This is a genomic window from Pseudomonas sp. Yb2C2, from assembly GCF_052112325.1.
GTDB classification, from domain to species: domain Bacteria; phylum Pseudomonadota; class Gammaproteobacteria; order Pseudomonadales; family Pseudomonadaceae; genus Aquipseudomonas; species Aquipseudomonas marginalis.
Window position 1 is genome coordinate 15,113 of record NZ_JAVAJK010000008.1, and the last position, 14,741, is coordinate 29,853.

General features: G+C 58.7%; 12 protein-coding genes. 7 read left to right on the top strand and 5 right to left on the bottom strand.

What is annotated here, in order from left to right; genetic code table 11:
- Positions 1-8: 8 nt before the first annotated feature.
- Entirely contained in the window at positions 9-497 is a 489-nt protein-coding gene (locus tag Q8X51_RS12845; protein ID WP_017253710.1) for a TIGR00645 family protein, read from the bottom strand.
- 164 nt (positions 498-661) lie between these two features.
- Between Q8X51_RS12845 and Q8X51_RS12850 the strand changes: the two genes are divergently transcribed.
- Complete coding sequence (locus Q8X51_RS12850; RefSeq protein ID WP_407693809.1) at positions 662-2,485, top strand: hypothetical protein; 1,824 nt, start codon at positions 662-664, stop codon at positions 2,483-2,485.
- 6 nt (positions 2,486-2,491) lie between these two features.
- On the opposite strand, the gene Q8X51_RS12855 is transcribed toward Q8X51_RS12850, so the two are convergent.
- Positions 2,492-2,809, bottom strand: a complete 318-nt coding sequence (locus Q8X51_RS12855; RefSeq protein ID WP_407693810.1) for a PA4575 family protein — start codon at positions 2,807-2,809, stop codon at positions 2,492-2,494.
- Positions 2,810-3,107: 298 nt separating this feature from the next.
- Positions 3,108-5,546, bottom strand: coding sequence for a Lon protease family protein (locus Q8X51_RS12860; RefSeq protein WP_065925342.1), 2,439 nt, complete (start codon positions 5,544-5,546; stop codon positions 3,108-3,110).
- Positions 5,547-5,814: 268 nt separating this feature from the next.
- Between Q8X51_RS12860 and Q8X51_RS12865 the strand changes: the two genes are divergently transcribed.
- The 6 genes from Q8X51_RS12865 to Q8X51_RS12890 all read left to right on the top strand — a co-directional run bounded on the left by Q8X51_RS12865 (position 5,815) and on the right by Q8X51_RS12890 (position 11,377).
- Positions 5,815-6,303, top strand: coding sequence for a DUF3015 domain-containing protein (locus Q8X51_RS12865; RefSeq protein ID WP_027605327.1), 489 nt, complete (start codon positions 5,815-5,817; stop codon positions 6,301-6,303).
- A 91-nt stretch (positions 6,304-6,394) separates the two neighbouring features.
- The gene (locus Q8X51_RS12870; RefSeq protein WP_407693811.1) at positions 6,395-8,248 is read left to right on the top strand and encodes an Lnb N-terminal periplasmic domain-containing protein; all 1,854 of its coding nucleotides are present in this window, start codon (positions 6,395-6,397) and stop codon (positions 8,246-8,248) included.
- Between the two features lie 48 nt (positions 8,249-8,296).
- Complete coding sequence (locus Q8X51_RS12875) at positions 8,297-8,608, top strand: chorismate mutase (protein ID WP_065925344.1); 312 nt, start codon at positions 8,297-8,299, stop codon at positions 8,606-8,608.
- 236 nt (positions 8,609-8,844) lie between these two features.
- The gene (locus tag Q8X51_RS12880) at positions 8,845-9,930 is read left to right on the top strand and encodes a type I restriction endonuclease (protein ID WP_027605324.1); all 1,086 of its coding nucleotides are present in this window, start codon (positions 8,845-8,847) and stop codon (positions 9,928-9,930) included.
- Positions 9,931-10,452: 522 nt separating this feature from the next.
- Positions 10,453-10,809, top strand: coding sequence for a hypothetical protein (locus tag Q8X51_RS12885; protein WP_065938304.1), 357 nt, complete (start codon positions 10,453-10,455; stop codon positions 10,807-10,809).
- Positions 10,810-10,879: 70 nt separating this feature from the next.
- Positions 10,880-11,377, top strand: coding sequence for a GreA/GreB family elongation factor (locus Q8X51_RS12890; RefSeq protein ID WP_065925346.1), 498 nt, complete (start codon positions 10,880-10,882; stop codon positions 11,375-11,377).
- Here Q8X51_RS12890 and gdhA read toward each other — a convergent pair.
- Together gdhA and ettA are read right to left on the bottom strand one after the other, a co-directional pair.
- Positions 11,374-12,711, bottom strand: a complete 1,338-nt coding sequence (gene gdhA / locus Q8X51_RS12895; RefSeq protein WP_065938305.1) for an NADP-specific glutamate dehydrogenase — start codon at positions 12,709-12,711, stop codon at positions 11,374-11,376. The two genes, Q8X51_RS12890 and gdhA, sit on opposite strands and share 4 nt — an antisense overlap.
- 351 nt (positions 12,712-13,062) lie before the next feature.
- The gene (ettA, locus tag Q8X51_RS12900) at positions 13,063-14,727 is read right to left on the bottom strand and encodes an energy-dependent translational throttle protein EttA (protein WP_065925348.1); all 1,665 of its coding nucleotides are present in this window, start codon (positions 14,725-14,727) and stop codon (positions 13,063-13,065) included.
- Positions 14,728-14,741: the final 14 nt, after the last annotated feature.

Below are 14,741 nucleotides of genomic sequence, written 5' to 3' on the forward strand. Positions count from 1 at the left end.
GCAGGGCATCAGTGCTTGGTGACCTTGTCCAGGTAACCCATGGCGAACGCCGAGATCACGAAGGTCATGTGAATGATCACGTACCACATCAGGTGTTGCGGATCGACGTTCTTGGCGTCCATGAAGATGCGCAGCAAGTGGATGGAGGAAATCGCCACGATGGAGGCCGCCACTTTCATCTTCAGCGACGAAGAGTCCATGGTGCCCAGCCAGTTGAGCTTTTCCTTGTTTTCATCGATGTCCAGCTGCGAGACAAAGTTCTCGTAGCCGGAAATCATCACCATCACCAGCAAGCCGCCGACCAGGGCCATGTCGATCAACGACAGCAGCACCAGGATCAGCTCGGACTCGGCCATCGAGAACACGCTCGGCAGCAGGTGAATCACTTCCTGGAAGAATTTCAACGCCAGCGCCAGCAACCCGAGGGACAGGCCGAAATAGATAGGCGCCAGCAGCCAGCGCGAGGCGTACATAGCATTTTCGATAAAGCGTTCCATTGGATCTCACACAGCATGGCTAGAAATGGCGGCGAGTATACCAGCCGCTATAAGACACCTGTAACCACGAGAAAACTGACCTGGGCGGCATCTGTAAGAGAATTTTTCTGCTAGTGTCGAGCCCAATAACTCGGCTCGATGACGTCGGACAGGAAAAAACTCAGATGATGGATGTGCGATCCCCTTTGGCCAGCGTTGGCCTGTGCGCCGCCTTGTTGCTGGCCGGCGGCTGTTCCCCAAGCGATGAGCAGAAACAGGCCACCCTCGAAGAGAAAACCGCGAAGTTCGAGCAGTCCCTCGACAGCATCCAGGATCCGAAACTGCGCGACGCCATTGCCGACCTCGGCGGCTCGCTGCTGCTGCTGGAACGGGCGCGGGTCAAGCTCGCCACCAAGCCCATCGAGGCCGAATACGGCGAGGACACCCTCGCGCTGCTCAAGCACTACCCCACGCCGCAAGGGCTGGTGGACACCTACATCAATGGCTTGTTCGTACTACGCAAAGCCTCACATTCCGACTACCTGACCGATCTGCAGCCGGTCTTCCCATTCAACTTCAATGTGCCGGACCAGTTCCCCTTCCCCCACGGCCTGGAATGGCAGTCCGTCACCTTGAGCAACAACAAGGTCGTGCCGTTCCAGCCGGAATGGTCCGAAACCGATCCCGGTATCCAGTTGAGCCCCAGCAGCTCCAACCTGACCAACCCGGATGACCTGACGGTCACCTACCCGTTTATCGATGGCATCGAGACGGAAAACAAAAGCCAGCCGCAACCCGTTCGCCTCAAAGGCGCAGTGGAAGTGATCGCACCGGGCAAAGTGCTGACCCTCGACTTGTCGAAAAAGGACGTGGGCCACAAACGCACCGAAGGCAATATCACCGTCAACCTGCTGCTCCTGGAGAAGAACTACGCCGAAATCGAACTGACCAACAGCCAACCACTGGCCCCCGAAGTGGGTGACGAATCGCCTAACCCCTTGCTGGTACAGGCGCGGGACAGCACCGGGCAATTCCTCACACGCTCGGGTTCGATCAACGAAAGCAGCGCGCAAGTCGAGTTCTACCAGAAGCAGTTGGCCGAGATGCAAAAACAGAAGGCCTGGTCCGATGGGTTTGAAAAGCAACTGGTCGATGAGCAGAAAGCCTTCGAACACAAGCAGAGCAGCCATTACGCCAAGGTCTATTTCAATGGCCTGATCGACACCCTGCAGATCAATGTGCTGGATTTCTCCACGGCCACGGTCACCCGCAAGGACCTCGACCTGCCGGTCCTGCGCTTCGACAAGAACAGCCTGGAAAAAACCGTACAAGCCTTGCCCATGCCGGTCACCGTGTACGACGACGGCGCCGCCAGCTGGCTCAAGGACGCCTCGTTGACCGAGGAACAACTGAAGAACAGCGTCACCATCAGCCAGTCCGTCGAAGACGCCAGCGCCGCCCATATCGTGTTCGACCACCCATTCACCTTCAATGACGACTTGGTGGGCAGCGAGCGCAACAGCAGCGAATCACCGGTGACGTTCTTCACTGCCGATGAGAAAGGTGAACGCGGCGAGCCCATCGAATTGCCGACCGAGGCGTATGAATTGAACCCGGCCCGCGGCACCCTCACCTACGACCTCAACCTGTTCCCGGAAAACCCGGCGTTTGTGGTGGGTTCGATCCCGCTGTTCCTGGCGACTATCGAGAAAGGCGACATCGATGCGGCCAAGCTGCCCAAGGGGTTGTCGCTCAAAGACAACGCACTGATCGTCGACCAAAAGGAGTTCCCGGCCGACAGCTGGCGCTTCTATGCCAAGGACGCCAGCGGCAACTACCTCAAGGAAATCCTCGGCGTCAGCCATCGCGCCGAGGAATACGGCACGGCCTTGTTTGACGTGCATTACTTCTACGGCCAGCCGACGGCACTGGAAAGCTACCAGCGCACCGAACTGAGTACCGTGCAATACGGCTTTGAGGTCAAGCTGGACAAACCCGAGAGCAAATAACCGCGCCTACAGCGCCAGTTGCTCATGGCTGCCATTGAGCTGCCGCAGATGGGCCTGCATGTGCAGGCACCAGATCTGCGGGTCACCCGCCAGCTCATAGCCGTGCAGGGTCAGGCTGTCGACGATCGATTGCAGCATGCTTTCTGCCACGAAGGGCCCATGAAACGGGCCCTGGGACTTGATTGTGGAAGGCTGCTCACCCGTCATTCCGGCGGCAAACAACAAGGCCCACATCCCGTTATCCCCCGCGAGCGGGCGAACGGAACATTCGATTCGGGTAACCAGGCCGAAGCACTGGCGGGTAAGGCAAAGGTTGCGCGGCATGGCGGCGACCCTCGGTAGATCGGTGTTCAGCCTCAACCTATGGCGAGGCTGTTTCTATCCAGCGACTCCTGTGGATATCCCTACGCTCAGAATAGAATAAAAACACGACAAACCAAGGCTGTAGGGACCAACGGGCGTTGGCCCCTCGGAAGGACGTCAATTTAGTGACGCAACCAGGTCCAAATGTGGGAGGGGGCTTGCTCCCGATGCAGTGTGCCAGTCGACATCTACATGACTGACCTATCGCAATCGGGAGCAAGCCCCCTCCCACATGTTTGATCCGGCCTGGCCTCAGAACTCAGGTGGGCTTGGCTTCGGCCAGCGCCTGCTGCGCCAGCTCCTTCTCCGCTTCCTTCAGGTCTTCCTCGCTGATCATCTCGGCAATCGCGCGCAAGCGCTCGACCACGCGGGCATTGACCGTGCCTTCCGGGAACTGCCCCTCGGCGTCCGGCTCACCGGCATCCTCGCCCACCAGAAGGCTCAATGCCTCGTCGGCCTGCCGCACCGCATAGATGTGGAATTGCCCGGCGCGCACGGCCTGCAACACCTTCTCATCCAGCATCAACGTGGCCACGTTGGCCTGGGGAATGATCGCCCCTTGCTCGCCGGTCAGACCGCGGGCTTCGCACAGGCGGAAGAAGCCTTCGATCTTCTCGTTGACCCCGCCCACGGCCTGCACTTCACCAAACTGGTTGATCGAACCGGTGATCGCGAAGCACTGCTTGAGCGGCGTCTTCGACAAGGCCGAGATCAACGTGCAGGCCTCGCCCAGGGACGCGCTGTCACCGTCCACGTAACCGTAGGACTGTTCCAGCGCGATACTCGCCGAGATCGCCAGCGGAAATTCCTGGGCATAGCGGCTGCCCAGGTAACCGGTGAGAATCATCACGCCTTTGGAGTGAATCGGCTGCCCGAGGTTAACTTCACGCTCGATGTCGACGATTCCGCTGCCGCCCGGGTACACCGTGGCGGAAATCCGCGCCGGCACACCGAACGCCGAGTCGCCGACCTCCAGCACCGTCAGCCCGTTGCACTTGCCGACCGCCGCGCCGGCGGTGTCGATCAGGATCACCCCGGCGAGCATATCGTCGAGAATCCGCGCCGACACACGCCCGGTGCGCGTGGCCTTGGCCTTCAGCGCACGCTCGATATGGCCGGCATCGGTCATCTCATCGCCCGCCAGGTGCCGGATAAAGTCCGCTTCGCTGACCAGCTGGAACAAATCCCCAATACGCGCCGACAAACGGCCCTGGTGCTCCGCCAGCCGTGCGCTGTAGGTGGCCAGCCGCGCCACCGCGTCCGAAGTCAGCGGCGCCATGCCTTCTTCCGAAGTGCGGGTCTTGAGCAACTGGGCGAACTGCTCCAGGCTCTCGTCCACCATCGGAATATCTTCGTCGAAATCCACCAGCACCCGGAACATCTCCTGGAAGTCCGGATCGGCGTCCTGCAGCGCGTAATACAACTGGCGCGAACCGATGATGATGACCTTGACCTGCAATGGGATCATCTGCGGGTTAAGGGTCACGGTGGCCAGGCGGCCCAGTTCGCCCAGGGGCGATTCCATCTTCAGCTTGCGCGACTGCAAGGAACGCTTGAGGGCGTCCCACACAAACGGCTCGCTGAGCATCTTCTCGGCTTCAAGAATCAGGAACCCGCCGTTGGCACGGTGCAAAGCGCCCGGGCGCAACTGGCGATAGGTGGTGTACAGCGCGCCCTGGTCGGTGCTGTATTCGATACGGCCGAACAGGTTGTCGTAGGTCGGGTGCGGTTCAAACACCACCGGCGCGCCACCGTTGACCGGATGGCCCACCACCAGGCTCGGGCAGTATTGCTCTTCGAGCAGCTTGCGGGCCTGGGCGTCGGTCTTGGCGTCGTCCACCAGTTGCTCGACCACGGTTTTCAGCAGGTACACCTGCATGGCCTGCAGGTAACCGCAGACACCGGCGTTCTCCGCGTACTTTTCCGACAGCGGTGCGAGCAAAGGCTGCAAGGCCAGGGTGATGGTTTCTTCGTTGAACTGGCGCAGTTGGTTATTGGACTCGCGCTTCCACTGGGGCAGGCTGGCCAACTCCTCGTTGAGGCGTTCTTCCAGCTCGGAAATATCCGTGTGGAAACGCTCGCGATCCACTTCCGGCAGCTGGGAGAACTCGGCCTCATCCAGGGCCTTGCCGTCGAGCATCGGGGTGAAGGCGATGTTGGAACTGTCGCGGTACAGCGCCACGTCCTTTTCCAGGGCCAGGCGCTCGATCACGTCCAGGGCCTTGTCATAGCGCTGGTTGAAAGCGCGGTCGATGGCACTCTTGCGCTGTTGATAAGTCGGGTGTTCGAACACCGCCGGGAAGGTCGCGACGAGGTTGTCGACCAGGCCATTGATATCGGCAATGAACGCCGCCGCACCGCCGCCTGGCAATTCCAGGGCGCGGGGTTCGCGAGGCTCGTCAAAATTATTCACATAGACCCAGTCCGCCGGGGTCTGCAGGCGCTTGCCCTCGGCTTTCAGGTAGCGTTTGACGAACGAAAAGCGGCCGGTACCCGGCTCGCCCATGACAAATACGTTGTAGCCGGGGCGCGGCATGGCCACGCCGAACTGCAACGCTTCAACCGCACGTTCCTGGCCAAGCACACCGCGAAAGGGCTCCAAATCATTGGTGGTCGAGAAGCTGAACTGTTCAGCGGAGAAAGGGCGAGTCAGCGCTTCGGGCGCTAGACGCAAGCTGGCAGCAACAGGATCAGGCATCGGGCTTCCTTACATCAGGCGGGGCAGATGACGGCATTCTGGCTCCCTGTTGCGCGCTCTGGCAAGGCGCGCCGTTGGGAAACCCTGGACACGGGAGGCGCCCTGCAAAAAAAATCGCGACATTGCTGATTGTTTTATAAAAACACACGGAACCCTTGGAACGTGCCTAAACTCCAAACTGCGCGGGTTGGACTAATAACCGATCCCGAGGGCGCTATGAAGTGCCTGAACCCTTGTCCATTGGTTTGCACACAAAGAGAACAAAGCTATGAAACGGATCCTTCTCGGTACTCTCTTCACCGTCGTCTCCCTCAATGCAATGGCTGAAGCACCAGGTGGCCCGAACTGCGGTTGGGGCAACATGTTGTTCGAAGGCCAGCGCGGTACTCCAGCTCACTTCCTGGCTTCCACCACCAACGGTACTTCGGGTAACGCCACCTTCGGCATGACCTCGGGCACCAACGGTTGCAGCACCAACAGCGCGCTGACCTACGGCGGCAAGTCCTGGATTGCCATGAATGGCATGATGAACGAGCTGTCCGAAGACATGGCCAAGGGTAATGGCGAAGCACTGACCACCTACGCCGTGGTACTGGGCGTTGCTCCGGAAGATCGCGAGCACTTCGCTGCCGTGGCTCACGAACACTTCCAGCAAATCTTCAGCAAGGCCGATGTGACCGCTGAAGACGTGCACAACAACACCCTGGCTGTACTGAAAGGCGATGCCCGTCTGGCGAAATACGCTACCCAGGCTTAAGCTCGTCCTGCCCGCGCCTACCCAGGCGCGGGTTTTATTTTTGGACCCGCCTCTCCTTGGGTCTCTCTAATTTCCGACTTAAGTTGCCCCTATGCTCAAACGCTTTGCCTGGATGGCACTCTTTGCCTGCGCCCCGCTGTACGCGGCACCGCATCTTGATGATCAACGTTTGCAGCAATTGGCCAATGATCCGTTCTGGCTTTCTCTGGGCCATTACGAAGCCGGCAAAGTCAGTGGCTGGCGCAGCTATGTCAGTGAAAAGAAATTCTTCCTCGCCGCCGATGGCGCCCACCACCCGGATGCAGAACTCAAGGCCACCGTTGAAGCGCTTTACGCTCCGGCCAGCCTGGGTGAAAAACACGCTCAATGCGTTTACCCCGCACGTACCCGCTGGCTCAAGGATCAGTTGCACCTCACTGACCTGCCCGCCGTGGACTGCAAGGAATTCAAGCAATGGTTCAAGGACGTCGCGCCCCATAGCGCGGTGATGATCTTCCCGGCGGCCTACCTCAACAGTCCGTCGTCGATGTTCGGCCATACCCTGTTGCGTATCGACCAGGCCGACGTGCAGAGCAACAAGACTGCGCTGCTCAGCTACGCGATCAACTTCGGCGCCTACATCGAAGGCTCGGACAACAGCATCCTCTACGCATGGAAAGGCCTGATGGGCGGCTACCCCGGCCTGTTCGCCCTGGTGCCCTACCAGGAAAAACTCTCCGAATACCGCAGCCTCGAAAACCGCGACCTGTGGGAATACCGCCTCAACCTCACCCAGGTCGAGACCGAGCGCATGGTCGAGCACGTGTGGGAGCTCAAGCAGATCCAGTTCGACTACTTTTTCTTCGATGAAAACTGCTCCTATCGCCTGCTGGAACTGCTGCAAGTGGCGCGCCCCGGCCTGCGCCTGACCGAGCAATTCCCGCTTACCGCGATCCCCACCGACACGGTCAAGGCCGTGAAGGATGCGGGACTGGTGGAAAAGATCGACTACCGCCCCTCCCGCGAGCGCGAGTTGCTGGAGCGTGCCAAGCCGCTGAACAGCGACGAGCAACAATGGGTACTGAAGGTCAGCGACGACCAGCAACAACTGCAGGAACCGGCCTTTAAAGCGTTGCCTCGCGAGCGCCAGGCCCTGATCATCGACGCCGCCTACCGCCTGGGCCGCTACCGTGCCAATGGCCTCGAGCGCGACACCGCGCGCTCCCAACGCAGCTTCGAACTGCTGCGCGCGATCAACCAGAACCCCGCGCCCGACCTGACGATCACGCCCCCCGGCCTGCCCGAAAACGGCCATGAGTCCCGCACCTGGCAAGCCGGCATCGGCACCCGTGGCGACAAGGCCTTCGGCGAATACGGCCTGCGCATGGCCTACCACGACCTCAACGACAACGCCGAAGGCTTCCCCCTCGGCGCCCAGATCGAAATCCTGCAGATGAAACTGCGCCAGTACGAAGGCAACCACTGGCAACTGCAGCAACTGGACCTGGCCACCATCCGCTCCCTGACCCCGCGCAACGCCTTGCTGCAGCCGTGGTCCTGGCAAGTCACCGGTGGCCTGGAGCGGGTGCCCGGTAAACACGACGACGACACCCTGGTCGCCCACGTCAACGGCGGCGCCGGCGGCACCTGGCAACTGCGCGACGACATGCTCGGCTTCGCCCTCGGCACCGTGCGTGTGGAACACAACAACGACTTCAACGAAGCCATCTCCCCCGCTGCCGGGTTCAATACCGGCGTGCTGTGGAAAAACCCCCTGGGCAACTTGAGCCTGGAGGCTAAAGGAGACTTCTTCACCAATGGCGAGGTACGTCGCAGCCTCAGCCTGAACCAGCAGTGGGAACTGTCCCGCAACCTCGGCCTGCGCCTGAGTGCACAGCGCGAGTACAGCCACTTGTCGACGCCGGTGAATGAAGTGATGCTTGAGGTGAAGTGGTATCACTACTGACTAACACCTTTTGTCAGCATTGCCCGCACAATCAGGAGTTCACTCGACATGGCCGTTACCTGCACCACCCTTGAAGAAGTTCGAAACAACATCGACCGCCTCGACCAGCAAATCGTCACCCTGCTGGCCGAACGCGGCCGCTACGTCTCCCAGGCGGCACGCTTCAAAAAAGATACCGATGGCGTCAAGGCCCCGCAGCGGGTCGAGCAGGTGATCGCCAAGGTGCGGGATCTGGCGCAGACCGTGGGTGCCAACCCCGAGGTGACCGAGCAGGTCTATCGCGCAATGATCGCGGCGTTTATCCAGCAGGAATTGGCGGAACATTCAGTCCTGACGAAAGCAGGAAAGCCACAAACCTAATTCATAAAACTGACCTGCTCAGAATTTTCAAACTTTTGCCTGCAAGTACAAATTACTATTCGGCTTCCAACCTATTGATAAATAGGCAGGAAATTTCCGACAATTTTTTAGCTTTTTTCAGTCGAAACAAACTGTCTCTCACTCCATTTTCTTTGTGAGGATTTGTGTCTAGTATCGAATGGCAGTCAATTTGCCATCACATCTATACACGGATTCGAATAGGGTAAGAGGCTTATATGGAATTTTTTGAAAAGCTCACCAATCTGGCAGCAAAAGTTCGGTTGCAAGGCCCCGCCATCCAAACAGAAGAAGCAACAAAAAACGCTTTCGTAATGCCTTTTATCAACACGGTTTTGGGTTACGACGTGTTTGATCCACAGGAGGTAACGCCTGAGTTTGTCTGCGACATAGGGACAAAAAAAGGCGAAAAAATCGACTACGCGATTATGAAAAACGGAGAGGTTCAAATACTCATCGAATGCAAAAAAATCGGCGAGTCATTGAGCATTAATCACGCATCACAGCTGTTTCGATACTTTCACGTCACAAGCGCAAGAATCTCAATTCTCACGAACGGCCAGGTCTACAGGTTTTTCACCGACCTGGATGCACCTAATAAAATGGACGAAAAACCATTTTTAGAATTAGATTTGCTGGACATTGATGAGTACTCCGTACCGGAGCTGATAAAGCTTACAAAGTCGGCCTTTGATGTCGACTCAATCATCAATGCTGCGGGGGAGTTGAAATACGTCAGCCAGCTAAAGAAGCTTATTGGCGCCCAAGTCAGTAAACCTGAAGACGACTTCGTGAAATTTTTCGCATCCCGCGTTTACGAGGGAGCAATCACGCAGAAAGTCCGTGAGCAATTTTTCGAACTGACACGAAAAGCGTTAGCTCAGTTTCTGAATGACCAAATCAATGACCGGCTCAAGTCAGCTATGAGCGGCGCCATTCAGCCGACGGTAGCGTCACTGACCATGGCGAACAGCACAAATGTCGACATTCAGGATCGAGACGAGTCAGAAGATAAAATCCTGACAACGCTTGAAGAGCTTGAGGGCTATCACATCGTTCGGGCTGTCGTCCGCTCCGTTGTCGATGCCAAAAGAATTGTTCAACGAGACACCCAAAGTTATTTTGGCATCCTGCTGGACGACAACAATCGTAAACCGATTTGTCGCCTTCACTTCAACAGAAGTCAGAAATACCTCGGAATATTCGACGAGGAGAAAAATGAGACTCGGCATGCTATCTCATCCATTGATGAGATTTATGAGTACGCCGATCAGTTGAAAAGGACCGTGGGCTATTACGCCTGAAGGCCAGATTAGATCGAGCAACACTTATTCAATACGAGTGAAATCTGTGGCGAGCGGGCTTGTCCCGCGTTGGGGTGCGAAGCGCCTCTGATGAAGACAAATGTGGTGTATCAGACACTCCTCTGCGCCTGGTTTTGGGGCTGCTGCGCAGCCCAACGCGGGACAAGCCCGCTCACCACAAGAATGCGCGTGCCTGAAATTATTTATGCAAGACTCAAGACTTTAGTGTGAAATTTTAACTCTTTAAAATCAGTGAGTTATTTTAAGTTTGATAAGAGCTTGCTTCCGCTGGGCTGCGCAGCAGCCACCGAACCAAGCGAAGCGTTCCTACCGAAAAAATATCCACCGTCAGCATTGGGGCAGCTTTGCGGTCCTACGGAAGCCAGCGCCCTCGCCACAGTTTCAGTGCCCACCGCTCGATCTCATCGTGCTCCACACCTTTCTCACACCCCTTTCACGCCTCCCCGACAAATCCCTATCTAGACTTCCCCTATCAGCCGTGAAACGGCCAGGGAGCAAGCAATGTGGCGGTATGCAGTAATGCTGTGTGCGGTGGTGTGGCTATCGGGTTGCCAGTCAACCCATCAGGAATTGCTGGCTCGGGGCTATCCGCCCGCCTTTGCCGATGGTTTTGACGATGGGTGCAGCAGCGGCCGCCAGGCGGCGGGGGTGATCACCGGGGTGTTTCGCAAAAACGTGCCGCGTTACCTGAAAGACCGGGTCTACGCCGAAGGCTGGGAGGATGGTTTTCGCCAGTGCAAGGCCATGCGCGAGAACGAGGAGCTGCGCGACTACAAGGACAATCACTGGGATGACCGTGAACGCGCCTGGCAACAGGAGAAGAACCGGGATGCTGCGCGGGCCTATCGCTCGCAATAGGTCGCTTTCAGACATTCATCGAAACTAAAGCGCGGCGAACATGGCCCAAGCTCCATAGAGGGAGAACGTCATGAGCCGAGCTTTTGTAAATGAGGACAACGCCGCCGCCCAGGCCGATCAGCCGGTGGAGCGCCAGGTCAGTGAGCAGCCCAATCGCCTGACCGCGCAAGGGTTGGCGCAATTGCAGGCCAAGGTTACGCAGCTACAAGCCGCGCACAGCGCCGAGTCCGCCAAGGGCGAACAGGCCGATAAGCAGCGCCAGGCCGACCTTGAGCGAGATTTGCGCTACTTCAACCAGCGCGTGCAAAGCGCCCAGGTGGTGGCGCCCGCTACGTCTACCGACAAGGTGCAGATCGGCAACTGGGTGACGTTCGCCAATGAGCATGACGAGCAGCAGCGCATTCAATTGGTCGGGGAAGACCAGGCCGATGCCGGCGCCGGCCTGATCAACTGGGGCTCGCCCCTGGGCCGTGCCTTGCTGGGCGCCCAGGTGGGGGACGAGGTACTGTGGAAGCGCCCCGTCGGCGACCAGTTGATCGAAGTGCTGCGCATCGAGGCCGAGGCCTAGACGATGCCTTGGGCCAGCATCGCGTCGGCAACCTTGACGAAGCCCGCAATGTTCGCGCCCTTCACGTAGTTGATCCGACCGTTCTCTTCACCGTAGTGCACACAGGCATGGTGGATCGACTGCATGATGTTGTGCAGCTTGCTGTCCACTTCACCGGCGGTCCACAACAGGCGCATGGCGTTCTGCGACATCTCCAGGCCGCTGACGGCGACGCCGCCGGCATTCGATGCCTTGCCCGGCGCAAACAGGATGCCCGCCTCGATAAAGATATCCACAGCCTCAAGGGTGGTCGGCATGTTGGCGCCTTCGGCCACGCAGATGCAGCCGTTGCGCAGCAGCGTGCGGGCCGCTTCGGCGTCGAGTTCGTTCTGGGTAGCGCATGGCAGGGCAATGTCGCAGGCCAGCTCCCAAGGGGTTTTGCCGGCGCGGAACTCCAGGCCGTAACGGCCGGCCAGTTCGCTGATGCGCCCGCGCTGCACGTTTTTCAGCTCCAGCAGCGCCGACCATTGTTCCTCGGTCAAGCCGCTTTCGGCGTAGAGCGTGCCTTCGGAGTCAGACAGGGAAATCACCTTGCCGCCCAGGTCCATGACCTTGCGCGCCGCGTATTGGGCGACGTTGCCGGAGCCGGAGACCGCGACACGCTTGCCTTCCACTCGCAGGCCGTCGCGCTTGAGCATTTCTTCGGCGAAGTACACACACCCGAACCCGGTGGCTTCCGGGCGGATCAGGCTGCCGCCGTAGGTCATGCCCTTGCCGGTCAGCACCGAGGTGAATTGGTTGCTCAGGCGCTTGTACTGGCCGAACAGGAAGCCAATCTCACGGGCGCCCACGCCGATGTCGCCGGCCGGCACGTCCACGTCTGCGCCGATATGGCGGTACAGCTCGCTCATGAACGCCTGGCAGAAGCGCATGACTTCGGCATCGCTCTTGCCTTTGGGATCAAAATCCGAGCCGCCCTTGCCGCCGCCCATGGGCAGCGAAGTCAGGGAATTCTTGAAGGTCTGCTCGAAGGCGAGGAATTTCAGCACCCCCAGGTTTACCGACGGGTGGAAACGCAGGCCGCCCTTGTAGGGGCCGATGGCGCTGTTCATCTGGATACGAAAGCCGCGGTTGACCTGGACCTTGCCGTGATCATCCACCCACGACACCCGAAAGGTAATCGCACGCTCCGGCTCGCAGATGCGCTCCAGGATGCCCGAGGCCAGGTAATGGGGATTGGCTTCAAGAAACGGCCACAGGCTGCGTAGGACTTCTTCTACGGCCTGATGGAATTCCGGCTGGTCAGGGTCGCGTTTTTTCAGGCGGGCAAGGAAGGATTCGACGGATTCGATCATGAGAAGTCTCGGCAAATTGATTGTTTTTAAATGAGATTGAGCCGGACTTTATCAATTCATGCCGCACCGCAACAGGGCAAAATGTCGCTTTTGTGAATTTAAATGGTGCATTAGATATAAATAAACCCAGGAAATAGGGATTTATCGCACTTAAAAAGTGATTACCCACCCACGGCATGCACCAACAAGGAAACAGCTATCGGGAGCAAGCCCCCTCCCACATTTGAGTTGTGAACACATTCAAAAATGTGGGAGGGGGCTTGCTCCCGATAGGGCCGTCAAAAACACTGCAAAACCCCAGCCCCAAAAAAAACGGAGCCCGAGGGCTCCGCTTTTTTCACACCAGCCGGATCAGGCCAGTTTTTTGTGCCGTACACGGTGCGGCTGGGCAGCCGCTTCGCCCAGGCGCTTTTTACGGTCCGCTTCGTACTCGGTGTAGTTGCCTTCGAAGAACACCGCTTGCGAGTCGTCTTCGTACGCCAGGATGTGGGTCGCGACCCGGTCAAGGAACCACCGATCGTGAGAGATCACAATGGCGGCGCCCGGGAAGTCCAGCAGGGCTTCTTCCAGGGAACGCAGGGTTTCAACGTCGAGGTCGTTGGACGGTTCGTCGAGCAGCAGGACGTTGCCGCCCTCTTTCAGGGTCAGGGCCAGGTGCAAGCGACCGCGCTCACCACCGGACAGGTCCTTGACGAACTTCTGCTGGTCGCCGCCCTTGAAGTTGAAACGGCCGACGTAGGTGCGCGACGGGATTTCATAGTTGCCGATGCGGATCTGGTCGGAACCGTCGGAAATTTGCTGGAACACAGTCTTGCTGCCATCCAGGTCTTCGCGGCTCTGGTCCACACAGGCCAGTTGCACGGTTTCGCCGATTTCGATGCTGCCCGAATCCGGCGTTTCCTTGCCCATCAGCATGCGGAACAGGGTGGATTTACCCGCACCGTTACCACCAATTACGCCGACGATCGCGCCTTTTGGCATGGAGAACGACAGGTTGTCGATCAGCACGCGGTCGCCATAGCCTTTGCACACGTTCTTGAACTCGATGACCTTGTCACCCAGGCGCGGGCCGGCCGGGATGTAGATCTCGTTGGTTTCGCTGCGCTTCTGGAATTCCTGCGACTGCATTTCTTCGAAGCGTTGCAGACGGGCCTTGGATTTGGACTGGCGGGCCTTGGCGCCTTTGCGCACCCACTCCAGTTCTTCCTTCATGGCTTTTTCGTGGGCCGATTGCTGCTTGGATTCGGCGGCCAGACGGTCGGACTTGGCTTCGAGCCAACCGGAGTAGTTGCCCTCGTAAGGGATACCGGCGCCACGGTCGAGCTCGAGGATCCAGCCGGCAACGTTGTCGAGGAAGTAGCGGTCGTGCGTGATCGCAACCACGGTGCCCGGGAAATCGTGCAGGAAGTGCTCCAGCCAGGCGACGGAGTCGGCGTCCAGGTGGTTGGTCGGTTCGTCGAGCAGCAGCATGTCGGGAGCGGACAGCAGCAGGCGGCACAGGGCCACACGACGTTTTTCACCACCGGACAGGAATTCGACCTTGGCGTCCCAGGCCGGCAGGCGCAGCGCATCGGCGGCGACTTCCAGCTGGCGCTCCAGGTTGTGACCGTCGCCGGCCTGCAGGATGGCTTCGAGCTTGGCTTGTTCAGCGGCCAGCTTGTCGAAGTCGGCGTCCGGTTCAGCGTAGGCGGCGTAGACCTCGTCCAGGCGGGCCTGGGCGTCCTTGATCACGCTGACGGCCTCTTCGACCACTTCACGCACGGTCTTGGTCGGGTCCAGGATCGGCTCCTGGGGCAGGTAACCGATGTTCAGTTCCGGCATCGGGCGGGCTTCGCCTTCGAACTCGGTGTCGACGCCGGCCATGATTTTCAGCAGCGTGGACTTACCCGAACCGTTGAGGCCGAGCACGCCGATCTTGGCGCCGGGGAAGAAGGACAGCGAAATGTTTTTCAGGATTTCCCGCTTCGGAGGGACAACTTTTCCCAGCCGATGCATGGTGAAGACGTATTGAGCCATGGTGAACCTAGCGT